At 41.2% G+C, this 16,210-nt stretch carries 4 protein-coding genes; all 4 read right to left on the bottom strand.

What is annotated here, in order from left to right; all coding sequences use genetic code 11:
• Positions 1–5,334, bottom strand: a 5,334-nt coding sequence (locus F6J99_RS28035; protein WP_293117524.1) for a non-ribosomal peptide synthetase, incomplete at its 3' end; no start/stop codon positions are given.
• A complete protein-coding gene (locus F6J99_RS28030) occupies positions 5,331–11,741 on the bottom strand; it encodes a type I polyketide synthase (RefSeq protein WP_293117521.1) in 6,411 nt (2,136 codons plus the stop codon). The genes F6J99_RS28030 and F6J99_RS28035, both read right to left, overlap by 4 nt.
• Before the next feature lie 176 nt (positions 11,742–11,917).
• Entirely contained in the window at positions 11,918–15,448 is a 3,531-nt protein-coding gene (locus F6J99_RS28025; RefSeq protein ID WP_293117518.1) for an amino acid adenylation domain-containing protein, read from the bottom strand.
• A partial coding sequence (locus F6J99_RS28020) for a beta-ketoacyl reductase (protein WP_293117515.1) occupies positions 15,445–16,210 on the bottom strand: 766 nt, incomplete at its 5' end. The genes F6J99_RS28025 and F6J99_RS28020, both read right to left, overlap by 4 nt.

Below are 16,210 nucleotides of genomic sequence, written 5' to 3'. Positions count from 1 at the left end.
TGAGTTGACAAAGAAACCTATCAACCCTTCTATTTCACTCCGGTTGCGGTTGGCGATAGGTGAACCTACTGCTATATTCTCTTGACCACTGTAACGAAATAGCAATATCTTGAAGGCTGCTAACAGGGTCATAAATAGGGTTGTCCCCTGCTTTTGGCTCAGTTGTTTAACTTTTGATGTTAGTGCTGCTGGTATATTTATGGCTATACCTACTCCATTAAAAGTTTGAACTGGGGGTCGAGGATGGTCTGTGGGTAGTTGTAGTTGAGGTAAGTCTTGGAGCTTTTGCTTCCAGTAACTTAGTTGGGTTTCGAGGGTTTCACCTTGTAAGTAGTTCCTTTGCCATACTGCAAAGTCCGCATATTGTATGGGTAACTCTGGTAATGGAGATGGTTGGTTGTGCAATGTGGCAGTGTAAATAGGTGATAGTTCTTTGGTTAATACTGTCAGTGACCAACCATCGCTTGCTATGTGATGTAATGTGATTTGCAGTATATGTTCTGTTGTTCCTAGTTGATACAACTGAGCCCGTATGGGAGGGTCTACTTCTAGATTAAATGTTTGTTCATTTTCTTGTTGGAGTAGTTGTTGCAGTTTGGTGGTTTGCTCAGATGCTGTTAACCCACTTAGGTCAATTATGGGTAGTTCTAATTCAAAGGGGGATTGAATTATTTGTACTGGTGTGTCGTTGATTTCACTGAAAGTGGTTCTCAGGGTTTCATGGCGAGCAATGATTTCATTGAGACTTTTTTCTAGGGCTACATAGTCCAATTTACCTACTAGATTTAGGGTCAATGGCATATTGTAGGCGTTGCTACTCAAGGCCAGTTTTTCTAGAAACCATAGCCTTTGTTGTGCATATGATAACGGGGGAGGATTTTCATTTTCCTCCCTTGGTTGAATGGCTAGGGTCTCTACTGACTGGCTTTGAGCTAAATATACCTCTATTTCCTGAGCCAGACTCACTAGCTGGGAATTCTCAAATAGCTTTGTGAGGGGGAACTCTATATTGAGGACTTGTCGCACCCGAGACACCACCTTCGTTGCCATCAAAGAATGACCACCCAAATCAAAGAAGTTATCATGTATTCCCACCTTTTCTATTCCCAACACTTCGGCCCAAATCTCTGCTAAGACCTTCTGTGCCTCAGTCTCTGGAGCTACATACTCCGTTAACACACTACTAGCCATATCTGGGACAGGCAAAGCCTTACGGTCTACTTTACCGTTAGGAGTCAGAGGCAGTTGCGACAACACCATTAACCCTGATGGCACCATATACTCTGGCAACCTCGACTCCAGATACTCTCTCAACTGTGGTATCAGTTCCTTGCTCTTGGTTTCCTTTATTTGTAAGTTAGAAGTGCTAACTGTTTCATTTTCTGCAAATAACCTTTGATAAAAAGGAGTTTGCTTAAACTGTTGTTTCCAGTGATAAGAAATGTGTTCAAAATCAATATCTTCTCCTTGTTGCCTGATAATACGTCCTTGGATAGCATAATCTGGATTCAGATTATTTTCACAAAGGTTTCGGCTACAAATAGCTTCAATCACATCTCCTTCACTCACATCAAGACCAGGCTCAAATACTGGAAAATAAACGGGTAACCAACAATGCTCATGTTCGAGAATATCTATACACTCACCCTCAATAGTATGCAAATTTAACCAGACCAGAAAACCATCTAATCTGCCGGATTTTTCTATCCTTAACTGAATTTGATGAGTCAAATCTGTATCTAAAGATTTATTAAAATCTAAATCCTCAAATATTTCTCGATTGGAAAGTAAATTGGCTTGAGGAAATCCTTTAATACAAACTCGTAAATCAAAAGGATACCCAACCTGTTCAAATATTTTCTGGGTATAATAACCAGAAACCTTTGTAAACCTGGGTTGATTAAGTAACGGTTCTGGAAGAGTTACTGCTGCAATCTTAGTTACACTTCTTTCGGGAATCATTGCACCATCTGGCTTCAAAAACCTTCTGGCATTATTAATAATTACTGCTGCTCCTTCAGAACCGCCTATTGCTCCCACAATTTCCGAAACACATACATCTGCTAACTCTGGTAGGTTAACTGTCGTCGCATCTCCATGTATGATTTCAATTTGTGCCGATAATCCCAACTTATCCACGCTAGCTTTAGCTAACTCACTGGTTTGTTGGTCTCTCTCAATAGCATAGATTTTCTTAGCTCCTGCTTGTGCACAAAATCTCGCCAAAATAGCATCCTTACCTGTCCCAATTTCTACTACTACTCGATCTTTAACAAGTTGATTAATTGCCACTTGATAACTTTGGTTTCGACGATGGTCATTAGTCATCGCATAGTACAATAACTCATCATAAACATAGTATTCTGCTATTGATGGCCAAAGTTCTATGCTTTCCATCTCCTGGACATTTTGTTCAAACTCTAGTTCGGGAACTAAGTATGCTACCAACCGCTTGTTCCCTGGAGTATCTTCCCTGTCAATTACTACAGCTTGTTGGACTTGGGGATGCCTCGTGAGCATTGATTCAACTTCTCCAGGTTCAATTCGGAAACCTCGTATCTTCACCTGATTATCTATGCGACCAAGAAACTCAATATTGCCATCCGGTAAGTAACGAGCTGAATCTCCTGTTTTGTAAAGCCTCTCCTCGGTTAAATTCCTCAAAGGATGGGAAATAAATTTTTCCTGTGTTAATTGAGGTTGGTTAAGATAGCCACGACCTAAACCAACACCACCGATATAAATTTCACCAGGTACTCCGATGGGGACTGGTTGTAAATTTCTGTCTAGGATGTAGATTTGAGTATTGCCGATCGCCCTACCTATGGATGGCACAGAAGACTCTGGCGAGCATTCGGCCATGGTAGCACATACTGTTGATTCTGTTGGTCCGTAGGCGTTCACAAATTGTCGCCCCACAGACCAGTAGGATATTAGCTCTGGTGGGCAAGCTTCTCCTGCTACCACTATGGTCTTTAAATCAGGTAATTCCTCTTTTGGCATCACTGCCAGAGCTGAGGGGGGTATGGTGATATGGGTGATTTTGTTCGACTGCAACCACTGACTCATACCCACTCCTGGCATTAAGGTATTTCGGCTGCCCATATACAAACTGGCTCCTGAACCTAAAGCCATGACTATTTCCGAGATGGAGGCATCGAAACTTAATGATGCGAACTGAACCACTCTGCTGTTCAAGTTAACTTGAAACCCTTGCATTTGAACTGTAGCCAGATTACACAGTCCCTTGTGTTCTACCAATACTCCTTTCGGTTTACCTGTGGAACCTGATGTATAAATTACATAAGCTAAATTTTCGGGGCTGACTTCACTCTCTACTTTTTCTGGTGTTTCAGTTGCTATTTTTTCCCAATCTCTATCTAGAAAAACTACTTGGGCTTGATTTTGGGGGAGTTGAGCTAATAATTGTTCTTCAGTTAGTAATACTGACACTAGGGAGTCAGTGAACATATACTCTAGGCGTTCTTGGGGATAGTTCGGGTCTAATGGCACATAAGCTCCTCCGGCTTTCAGTATGGCGAGTATTCCTACTACCATCTCCACTGAGCGCTCTACACATATTCCCACTAGCGTTTCTGGTTTGACTCCCAAGGTTTGCAAGTGGTGGGCTAGTTGATTAGCTTTGCTATTTAATTGGGAGTAGCTCAGCAATTGTCCTTCAAATACTACTGCTACTGCATCTGGGCTTTTCTCTACCTGCTCCTCAAATAACTGATGGATACATTTATCTTTGGGATAATCTGTTTTGGTATTGTTCCACTCCACCAGTATTTGGTCTAGCTCTGGCTCTGTCATTAATGGTAGTAGTGTTACTCTCTGCTGCGGATCGTTCACTATCCCTTCTAATAAGTTCTGGAAATGACCAACCATTCGAGCAATAGTTTGCTCCTCAAATAGGTCAGCATTGTATTTTAAGAACCCAACCAGAGATGAGTCGTCTTCATACATTTCCAGTAATAAATCATATTGACCTTCATATTGATCTAGTACAAATGCTTCTACTTCAAGTCCGGCCCATTTCATCAAGGTTTTTTCCGTGCTAAAAAACACCTTTGGTTGATCTTGAGATTCCAGGAATTTTTGCAGTAGAAAGCAAGCCTGAAAAAGAGGGGAACGACTGGAGTCACGTTCTACCTTTAACTTCTCTACCAATAAAGCAAAGGGATAATCTTGATGATCTAACGCTTCCATGACTGTTTGGCGGACTTGAGATAGAAAATCTCTAAAAGAGAGACTCCCTGACAAATCTGCCCTCATCACTACTGCGTCAACGAAGTAACCAACAATAGAGGCAAACTCCTCTTTAGTCCTACCACCATATGTAGGCGATCCTACCAAGATATCCTCTTGACCTGTGTAACGATACAGAAGTACTTGAAAAGCAGCCAACAGAGTCATATAAAGAGTTGCTCTCTCTGTTTTAGCTAGTTCCTTTAGTTGTTCAGTCAGCTTTTGAGATAACTTGAAGGAGTAGCTGCCACCATTATCAGTCTGTATAGGAGGTCGTGGTCTATCTGTGGGCAAATTCAATACAGGTAATTCTCCGCCCAATTTTTGTTGCCAATAGCTCCATAGTTGTTCTCCTTCTGGTCCTTCTACTAACTCCTGTCGCCAACTAACATAATCTTGATAAGAATACTGTAGTGGTGGTAGGGATACCTCAAGCCCATTTAGTTGAGATTCGTACAGTTGTGGCAGCTCTTGAGCAATTAAGTTGTATGACCAACCATCTAAAACAATGTGGTGTATTGTCAGTAACATAATATGGTTTGCTTCCGAGCAAGTGAACCACCTAACTCGCATCACTTGTTCTGTTTCTAGGTTAAAAGGATATCTGTGAGCTGCAACTACCTTTTTATTTAACTCCTCTTCACTCCAACTAGAAGCATCTATCTGTAAGAAGTCTAACTCTTGATGTTGATGTATTTGTTGGATTGGTTGTTCGCCCAAATTCGGGAATGTACTCCGTAGCAACGGATGCCTTTCCCTTAGAGCTTGAAAAACTTGTTGCCAAATAGTTATATCTACTTTGGAGTAGATCCTAATCGCAAATGACAGATTATAATTATGGCTCTGGGGTGATAGCTGCCACAAAAACCAGAGACCTTTTTGACCATAAGACAGGGGATAAACTTGGCATATATCTGGATTTTCCTTTAGTAACCGTAATATTTCTGATTTGTACTGCCTTAGTTGGGCAATAACATCAGTGGTCAGTACTTCTTGGGAACCTCCAGTTCTTAACTTTCCTCCATCAGTCCATAATTTTACCCCTTTGAGGGAAAGGTCTTGTAAGAATTCAATTAAGTTCATAGCTCTACCTCTATCCAGTTATTTTCTTTAATGTTATCTGTGCTATCGCTTTGATTCAGTTGTTGATTTAGTTGATTTGAGAGAGCAGCAATGGTGATTCCTTCGATAAATTTTGTCATTGGAACATCCACTTCTAGCTCATTTTTAATTTTATGTCTTAGCTCGATTGACATTAGAGAGTCCAATCCCATTTCAATTAAAGGTTTGTGTATATCTAGATGATTTTTAATACCTAATACTCGAGCTACTTCATTTTGGAGATAAGAAATTAATATCTTTTCTCCTTCCATGAAGGAAACTAATTTTAATTGTTCTAAAAACCCTGATTTTTGAGGCAGTGATGGTTTAGTTGAAAGCAACCCTGACAACAATGGCATTTTCTCCACACCAGGTACTTGTGTCCAAAACTGTGACCAATTCACCGGAAACACTCCTACTTGGCTTTGAGACCTTGATAACAAGTTTTCCAATGCCACCATCCCTTCCTCTGGCTGAATTGTTCTCATTCCACTACTTTCCATACGACTCTGATGCTGAGTCCCTAAACGCGCTGCCATTCCTCCTTTTGCCCACGCTCCCCAATTAATACTTAATCCTGGTAAACCCATACCACGACGATAACTAGCTAACGTGTCCATAAACCCATTAGCTGCTGCATAATTTCCTTGACCTGAATTCCCTAACATTGAAGCTATAGACGAGAAACAAACAAAGAAATCTAATTCTAATTCCTGGGTTTGCTGATGCAAATACCAAGTACCCTGCACCTTGGGAGCCATAACCTTAGTAAACTGCTGCCAACTCATGTTTTGCAGTAACCCATCATCCAATACCCCGGCCGTATGAATTACACCTTTGAGTGGGGGTAATGACTCTCCCATCTGCTGGAAAATTTCCTCCACATCCTCTGGCACAGAAACATCCCCTAACAACACACTCACCTTAGCTCCTGCCGCTTCTAACTCCTCTATGTTTTTTTGTGCTGTTTCACCAGGACCACTACGCCCCATTAATACTATATGTTTGGCTCCTTCCTTAACCATCCATTGAGCTACTACTAAGCCTAAAGCTCCTAAACCTCCTGTAATCAAATAACTGGCTTCTGGTTGAATTGACTTTTGAGTTGCGCTCACTTCTGACATTTCCACCACTACCTTCCCTATATGTTTGGCTTGCTGCATATATCGGAAGGCTGCCGTAATTTCTGTACTGGAGAAAGTTTTATAAGGTAAGGCTTTGAGTCTTCCTTGGTTCCATTCCTTGGTTAATTCCTCTAATAATTGACCCATTAAACCTGGTTGTTCTTGGGCTACTTCTCCTAAATCATAGGGATAGTAACTGACATCTGGTCGCTTTTCTTTGACTTGCTCTGTCTCCCAAATTCCGATTTTGCCGATTTCCACAAATCTGCCTCCTGGAGCTAATACTTCCAAGTTCTTGGGTATGTACTCTCCATTGAGACTATTGAGGACTACATCTACTCCTTCTCCTCCTGTGAGATCCATGATTTCTTGGCTAAAATCTAGGGTGCGGGAGTTCATCACATGCTTAATTCCTAGGGATTTGAGAAATTCCCATTTACTCGGACTTGCTGTGGCTAAGATTTCCGCTCCTGCTAGTTGAGCTATTTGCACTGCGGCTTGTCCTACACCTCCTGCTGCTGCATGAATTAATACCCGCTCTCCTGGTTGGATTTGAGCTAGGTGCTGCAACCCGTAGTAGGCAGTCAAGAAGGTTAGGGGTAGGGTCGCTGCTTCTGGGAAACTCATTTTTTCCGGTAGAGGGATTATATTTGTGGCTTTTGTTGTCACAAAACTACTGAACCCATCCGACGCCATTGTGGCTATCACTTTGTCTCCTACCTGCCACTGTGATACTTCTTCTCCTACCGCGGATATTGTTCCGGCACATTCAAATCCGAATGTGAGTTGCTCTGCACTTGTAATTCCTAAGTTTTGGGCGTAGTAGTCTTTAAGTAATCCTAGGGCGTTGAGTACGTCTCTGAAGTTTAATCCTACTGTGGCTACTTTGATTTCTATTTCGTCAGCTTCTGGAGTACGACGCTGCATTGGCTGCCATGTAAGGTTGTCTATCACTCCATATTCTGCCAGTTTTAATTGCACTGGTTGGACTTGCTCATCCTGTTGTTTTTGTTCGAGTCTGGCTACGTAACGTTGACCTTGACGTATGGCTATTTGGTCTTCTACTTCTTGTGATAATAGTTCGGCTTCTAGGAAGTCTGCTATTTGAGTCGGTTCTATGTTGGGGTCATAGTCAATGCGTTTACACTTTAATTCTGGGTGTTCTAGGGTGATAACTTGTCCTAGTGCCCATAAACTTCCGTATTCTGGGTTGATGACTTCTGTATTTGAGAGTACGTTCTGGGTTCCTTGAGTTATTAGCCACAGTTGGGGATTTTGGGCGGGTTGACTTTTGATAATTCCTTGTACTAGATGCAGCACTGAGCCACAACTTTGTGCAAGAATTGTTTCTAGTTCTAGGTTGTCTTTGTTTTCAAGTTTTTTGATTCCCCATAGGTGTACTATTCCTGTTATTCCTTGATTTTCTTGTAGTAGTTGTTGAAATTCTTGGCTACTGGTGGGATTTATTTGATATTTTTGTGGTCCTAGTTGTTGATATTTTTTTCCTGGTGATACTTGAATGCACTGATGACCTTTTTTTTCTAGGGCTTTTAATAGTTGCACTTGAGTATCTTCTGCTAAGATTAACCATTTTTGGGTGGTAAGTTTAGATGCTGGGCTGGCCAGGGGTTGGGTTTGCCAGTTGATTTGATAATACCAATTATTGATGTCTGGTTGTAGACTTCTTAATAGTTCTGATACTGTTGTTTCTCTTCCCCTGAGTCCTTGCAGTTCGGCCAGTATTGTTCCTTGGTCATCTACCAGTTTGGTGTTTGATATTAGGCTACTTTCTGATGGGGTTTCAGCTATCACCCAAACTCTTGTTGTTCCTGGAGATTTAGACAATTTCCATTTTTCTATTCCTATTGGTAGGTATGTTTTGTCTGTTGGTTTTGTTGGTTTGGTATGAATTGTAATTTGTAAGCAGAGGTCTAATAGAGCTGGATGTATGTGATAGTCTACTACTTGTGTTGTTAATTCTTCACTTAAGCAGACCTCGGCTAGGGCTTTTCCTTGACCTTTCCACAGTTGTTTGATTCCTTGGAAACTGCTGCCATAGTCAATTCCATTGTTTCTAAAGTATTTGTAATGCTCTTTAATGTCTATTGCTTGATTACATTCACTCTTGTATTTTTCTAGGTTGATTTTGGCTTCTGGAGTCGGAGCTGAGTCAGTGGATATTTTCCCTTGGATGTGCAATGTCCATTGGGGTTTCTGTTGTTCTTCGGCTTCTGATGTGCTGAATATTTCAAATTTATAGTTATTATTTTCTTGGCGGGTGAGGACTGTTTGTATTCTTTTGGTTTCTGTTTCTGGTAGAATTAAACCTCTGACTATGAATACGTCTGTTACTGTTACTTGGGGTGAACTGAATAGTTCTTTGGCTGCTGAGTATGCTATTTCTAGATACCCTGTAGCTGGGAATAGTGCTTTTTCAAATACTCTGTGGTCACTGAGATAACTTGGAGATTTTTCTGCTAGGTACGATTGAAAACGGTCTTGATTTTCTATTCCTGCTAGGTGGAGTTTTTCACCGAGTAGGGGATGTTGATTTTGGGTTTTTCGCCAATTGAGTAGTTGGGCTTTTTGGGTTTCTATCCAATAACGTTCTCGTTGGAATGGATATGTGGGCAATACTACTTTCTGACGACTATAATCGGAGTCAAACCCTGACCAATCTATTTTTACTCCTTTTACATACAATTTTCCTAAGCTTGAGAGCATTTGTTGCCACTCATCCACTCCTGGACGCAATGATGGCAACCATTCTCCCACATCTTCTGTTACGCATTGCCTTCCCATGCCTAACAATATTGGTTTCGGTCCAATTTCCAGGAATGTTTCATATCCTTGCTTTTCTAGAGTTTTCATACTCTGAGCAAATCTTACTGGTTGACGCACATGACCCACCCAATATTCAGCAGTGGTTATTTCTGCACCTACTTCAGTACCGGTGACATTTGATATTAGTGGTATTTTTGGTTGATTATAGGTGACCTGTTTGGCCACTGCTTCAAATTCTGTTAACATTGCTTCCATTAATGGGGAGTGGAAGCCATGGGATACTTGTAGTTGTTTTGTCTTAATTCCTTCTGATTCTAGGATAGCACAAATACTTGTTATGGCTCCACTCTCACCAGAAATTACTATGCTTTCTGGTCCGTTAACTGCTGCTATTGTTACTTGGGAAGTATATTTTTTTATGGCCTCTGTTACCTGAGATTCTGATGCCATTACAGATACCATCTCACCACCGGAGGGTAACTTTTGCATCAACTGTCCCCGCATGGCTATTAGTTTGAGACCATCTTCTAGGCTGAATACTCCGGCAATACAAGCTGCTACATATTCTCCGACGCTGTGACCCATGACTACATTGGGTTTGATTCCCCATGAATCCCATAATTTAAAGAGGGCGTATTCCAGGGCAAATATGGCAGGTTGGGTGTAAGCTGTTTGGTCTAAAAGACTTGACTTTTGTGCATCTTTGGGGTAGATGATTTCTAAGAGAGATGTTTCTAGATAGGGTTGGAGAATTTGGTCACATTGCTCTAGAGCTTGACGGAAGGTCGGTGCTTGTTCATACAGTTGTCTTCCCATATTTATATACTGGGAACCTTGACCTGTGAAGAGAAAGGCTATTTTGGGACTTTCACTATTTGGTTGTCCTGAAAATACTCCTACTAATCCTGACTGAGTTTTCCACCCCAGCAGTTTGTCTATTAATTCTGTGGGGGAAGATGCAATCACTCCTAGTCGATGATTAAAATGGGATCTGCCTGTCGAGGCCGTATAACATACATCTGCTAGTTCTAATTCGGGATTAGTTTCTAGATAATTTTGATAATTACTGACTAAATCTTCTAAAGCCTTTTCTGTTTTTGCTGACAGAGTTAATAGATGAATTGGACGTTCAATAACGTTCTGACTTTTGACTTGAGAAGGTGCTTCTTCTATAATTACATGAGCATTGGTACCACCTACACCAAAAGAACTAACTCCTGCTCGTAGAGGAGTGCCGTTATGTTTCCATTCAGACAAAGTATTGTTGACGTAAAACGGACTATCGCTAAAATTAATCTGGGGATTAGGTTTCTCATAGTGTAAACTCGGAGGTATTAAATTATGTTTGAGAGCCAAAACCGTTTTGATCAATGCTCCCACCCCTGCTGCCGTATTCATGTGCCCCACATTTGTTTTGAGGGAACCTATGGCGCAAAACTGTTTTTTATCTGTATGCTCTGAAAAAGCCTTTGTTAAAGCTTCAATTTCAATAGGATCTCCTAACTTCGTCCCCGTGCCATGAGCTTCTATATATGTAATTGTTTCTGGAGATACACCAGCTACAGCTTGAGCTTCAGAAATCACCGCTGCTTGACCATCCACACTGGGAGCAGTATAACCCTGTTTCAAAGAACCATCATTATTAATCGCCGAACCCTTAATTACAGCATGAATACAATCTCCATCCCCTATAGCATCTTGCAGTGGTTTAAGTAACACAACTCCCACACCATTACCATATACTGTTCCGGTACTTCTGGCATCAAAGGCCCGACAATGACCATCTTGGGAGGAGATAGATCCCTCCTGATGTAAATATCCCACATTTTGAGGGATTTGGATAAAAACACCACCTGCCAGAGCCATATCACATTCTCCATAGAGCAAACTTTGACAAGCTAAATGTACTGCAACTAATGAAGTGGAGCAAGCTGTTTGAACATTCAGCGCTGGTCCGGTAAGATTTAGTTTGTAAGCGACGCGGGTTGCTAAGTAATCTTTGTCATTACCTAGCATTTGGGTAAAGGAGTGATGATCCAGTAGAAGAAAATCTAGGCCTCCAAGATTAGACATTAAATAGCTAGGCATTGCACTACCAGCATAAACCCCAATTGAACCTTCATAGTTTTCTGGGTTATAACCACTACTTTCTATTGCTTCCCAGGCGCACTCTAAAAAAAATCGTTGTTGTGGGTCTATTTCTGTTGCTTCTTTAGGACTATACTGAAAAAAGTTAGCATCAAACATATCGATGTCTGAAACCGTACCATTAACTTTTATATAGTTGGGAGCATTAAGTATTTCTGGTGTAATGCCAGATTCTCTTAACTGTTTATCTGATAATAATGAGATAGATTCAACACCCTTCTTGAGATTATCCCAAAACTCCTCCAGGTTTCTTGCCCCTGGAAAACGTCCAGACATCCCTATGATAGCAATTTCATTATTGTGATATTGTTGTTCTTCTGCTGGTTGGTTCATTTGATTACCTTTAATTATGTTTAATACAGAACTTACGCAGTACCGCTAATAATTAAGTCCTAGATTTTTACTTTTAGACCCTATCATTATTGGCACTTATTTTTGAGAATAGACATCTCCAAAAAAGGTTCTAAAACCCTTACCCCGCCGTTCAAAATCGGCATTTTTGGATAAGTCTAATGGAGTTTTTTTCGAATATTACCCCTTTCATTTTTCTTAGAGAGACGTTTACTGACACGCTTCTCATAACTAATTTTACTCTGTTTATTTAATTCTGCTGCACCGCAATTAATAATAAACTCGCTTAATGAATGAACGGTTGGGTTAGTAAATAAGTCAACTACTTTTAGTTCTATGCCCAATAGTTCTTGCAATTTGCTATGCACTCGGATAATATGTACAGAATTGCCCCCTATCTCAAAGAAAATATCGTGAATTCCGACTTTTTCCATCTGAAGAACCTCTCGCCAAACAGCAGTAATTTGTTGCTCTATTTTTGTTTGAGGTGGTATATATTTAGTTGTGGTCATAGTTTCTACTTGAGGTTCTGGCAATCGTTTACGGTCTACTTTGCCATTAGCAGTTAGTGGGAAAGCTTCCAAAATAACATACTTAAAAGGAACCATATACTCTGGTAGTCTTTGCCTTAGGTACTTACGCAACTGTTGAGAAACAGAATTTAAGTCCTGATCGAGTTGGCTAATTTTATCTTGTTCTTCTATCTGATTTTCAGTAGTAACAGGCTGTTGCTTTAGCACAGCATAAGCAATTAAACGTTTGTTTTGTTCTGAATCTCCTATAGTAGTAACAATTGCTTCCTTAATTCCCGGAAATTGCTTTAATGCTGCTTCAATTTCTCCCAGTTCAACACGATAACCATTGATTTTGATTTGGAAGTCCTCTCTACCTAAAAACTCAATATTACCATCAGGTAAATATCTTCCTAAATCTCCTGTTTTGTATAATCTCTCTTGAGTAACTGGGTGGGTAATAAAGCTAGCTTTGGTTTTTTCCTCATTTTTCCAATATCCCTTAGCTAATCCTACACCTCCAATATAAAGTTGTCCAGGTACCCAAACTGGTCTAGCTTCCATCAATTCATTGAGTACATAGAAACGTTGATTCAACAGGGGTTTACCGTAGGGAATACTCTTCCAATTAGGATCAACCTTTTCAATCTTATAACCAATTGACCAGATTGATGCTTCTGTTGCTCCACCTAAACTCATAACTTGAACATTAGGCCACAGAGACTGGATTTTTTCTGGTAAGTCTACTGGTAACCAATCCCCACTCAGCATAACCACTCGCAAACCCTCTATTGGCACTCTTGAAGTTCCGAATAAATGTTCTACCAACATCTGCATCAAAGGAGGAACTGAGTTCCATAGAGTCACTTGATGGGTTTCAATTAATTCTATCCAGCAAGCAGGGTCTTTGGCTGCTTCTGGCGGTGGCATCACTATAGTTCCTCCTGCTCCTAGCACGCCGAAGATGTCGTATACTGATAGGTCAAAGTTCAAATTTGCTAAGGCCAATACTCTGTCTGATGCTCTGACTTCAAACCGTTGATTAATGTCTAGGATTGTATTTACAGCTCCCCGATGATCGATCATTACACCCTTGGGTAAACCTGTAGAACCGGAAGTGTAAATCACATAGGCTAAATCTTCTGGAGTTTGTACTGGTTCTAAGGGAGTCGGATTTTCTACTGCTAGCTCTTCACTATCTACAGACCAGCAGTTAATTCCCTCAGGCCAACTCAGGGACTGTTTGAGGTGAGTTTGAGTCAATACTTGTTTGACTTCTGCTTGCTCAAGTAGATACCACTGGCGTTCCTGAGGTAGTGCAGGGTCTATCGGTAGGTAAGCTCCACCAGACATCAAGATACCCAATACCCCTACTACCTGTTCCCAACCTTTTTCCATGACTACGGCTACTAGCTCATTCGGTTTGACTTCTAATTTACGTAATCCATCTCCTAATTGATGAGACCGTTGATACAGTTCTTCATAAGTTAGGCTTTTCTGGGGACTAATCACAGCTATCTCTTGACCTTGAACTTTTACGTTCTCAACAAACAAGCCATGCAAGAGCCCTTCAGGCAAAGATTGAGTGGTCTGATTTACTTGTGCTTGTAGTGCTAGCTGGGCAGTTGGTAATAATTGGAAGTAAGTTTCCATCCAAGGTTCGTCCGAGGTAGCTAGCTGCTGAAGCAAATCACAATAAGCCTCAAACATTTTATCTATTAAACCTTCCGGGAATAGCGCTTCAACGGCATACCAATTAAAGATCAATGCTCCGTTTTTCTCAGCGACTACATTATCCAGCCACACTTGAGGTGTTGTACCTACTTTATACACTTCCTCTCCGAATTCGTCCAAACCAAGTCTTCTTCCCAACCTTTCATCAACTAGATACTCGAAGCCTAACATGCTAGTAAACACCACCCCCATTGGTTGACTACGCCCTCGGCGATGTAACTCTCGCTGCACTTCTACTCCATTGATATACCGATGTTCTAAATCTACCCAGAGCAGTTTTTGCAACTTTTGAGCACGACTAATAAATGGAACTGCTTGTGAGTGATCCACCGCCAGCAAAATATTCGAGGTGAAATCACCCAAAAGCTCATTGACCTGAGGGTGTAAGGGCAGACGGTTAAATATAGTCAGGTTGATAGTAAACTTTGGACTTTTACTCCAGTAATTTAATATATAGGCAAAAGCACTTAACAATACCCCTGATGGGCTTAAATCTGCTTTCCGGGCCTTGTGTTTTAACTGTTGCCAATTCGTCGTAGATAGTCCAGCTGTGTGAGTCTTGAAGCGAGGGTTGGTGATTGCAGATGTTATTTTCGCTTGGGGCATTTCTGGTGCCGGAGGTAGCTCATCGAGGCGGTTGAACCAATATTGCTGAGAACGGAGATACTGAGGACTATCTTTGAGTGCCAATTCTGCTAGCACATAGTCTCGGAACGAGATTTCCGTTGCTGGTAGTTCACTCTCTGGCTCCTTGTACAGTTGCGCCCACTGCTCAAATAACATATAGAAACTCAAGCCATCCAAGATCAACATATCGATGTCGATATACAAACGGCACCATTGTTCATTCAAACGGGCAGCCCGTAAATCAAACAAAGGCCACTGGTTTGTTGCTAACACCTGATGGGACATCTGATTGCGAATATTCTCTAGCTCTGAAGCAATTGTTTGAGGAGACTCTCCGGACAAATCCAAAACTTCAATTTCATAGGGAGGCACTTGCTCGAGTATTTGCTGGTTGCCGTCCGCTAAAACTACCATCCGCATCATTTCATGGTGCTCAATTAATTGCATCCAGGCTTGGTTGACGCGTTCCAAATTTAAGTTTTCACAATCTAATTCTATGTATACATGGGTCGCAATATTGCCTAAATCAAAGAATCCATTGCGACCTATCCAATAAGCTTGTTGGATTGCATTCAATGGAAATGGTTGATACCTTTCCTCTGGAGCCGGAATCAGGGTCGGCCAACTAGATGTGGCAGTGATATTACTACTCTTTTGCCGAAGTAAACTGACTAATTCAAGTTTATTTTGGGATAATAAATCGCGAATTTCTTTGGTTAACGTTCCCTTGGGAGCACTAATTTTTAACTCATCACCTTCAGTCCATAATTTAATGTTTTTGCTAGACATTTGAGATAGAATTTCGGTCAGTTTCATAGAGTAATCTCCTCCCTATCTTCATTGATTTCTTCAGTTGGTACAGTATTTGAGTAACTAACTTGTTCTAACAATAGCTGTTCATATAAATATTCTACCAATGCCTTAAGGGTAGGGTAGTCCAAAGTTACAGTAGAAGGTACTGAACACTTTAAACTACCTTGCAACTTATTCCTCAACTCCACAGAAGTCAAAGAGTCTATACCCAAATCAAAAAACCCTGTATCCATTTCAATTGATTCAGGATGACTAATTCTCAACACTTGAGCCACCTGACGACGCACATGAGCCACCAACAACAACCGAAGCTCATTAGGTGGTGTCGCCTCCAACTTTAACAGAAAATCTGACTTCGATGGTTGGGCTACCTCCAATATAGTTTCCTGCCAATCCACTAAAAACGGCCACTGTGCCACTCTCTCCTGCCACAGAGACCACTCAATAGGCACCACCCCTACTTCCACATCCGAACTACTCATCAATAGTTCCAAAGACTCCAAGAACTGAGCCGGAGATATTGCACCCATCCCATTCTTACTGAGCATAGCGGCTGTCTCTGTATCTCGCCCGATCGCTCGTCCCACTTGAGAAACTGCTCCCCAATGGATACTCAATCCCGGTAATCCCATAGTTCGACGATAATGAGCTAAACCATCAAGAAACCCATTAGCAGCAGAATAATTTGCCATGCCCTGACCCAGTGAACCCAACAGAGATGTTGCTGAAGAAAACAGCACAAAGAAGTCTAATGGTTGACTTTGA

Origin of the sequence: Moorena sp. SIO4G3, from assembly GCF_010692305.1 — a bacterium.
GTDB classification, from domain to species: Bacteria; Cyanobacteriota; Cyanobacteriia; order Cyanobacteriales; family Coleofasciculaceae; genus Moorena; species Moorena producens_A.
Note: the sequence above shows the minus strand (reverse complement) of the source record. Positions and strands in the feature narration are given on the sequence as shown.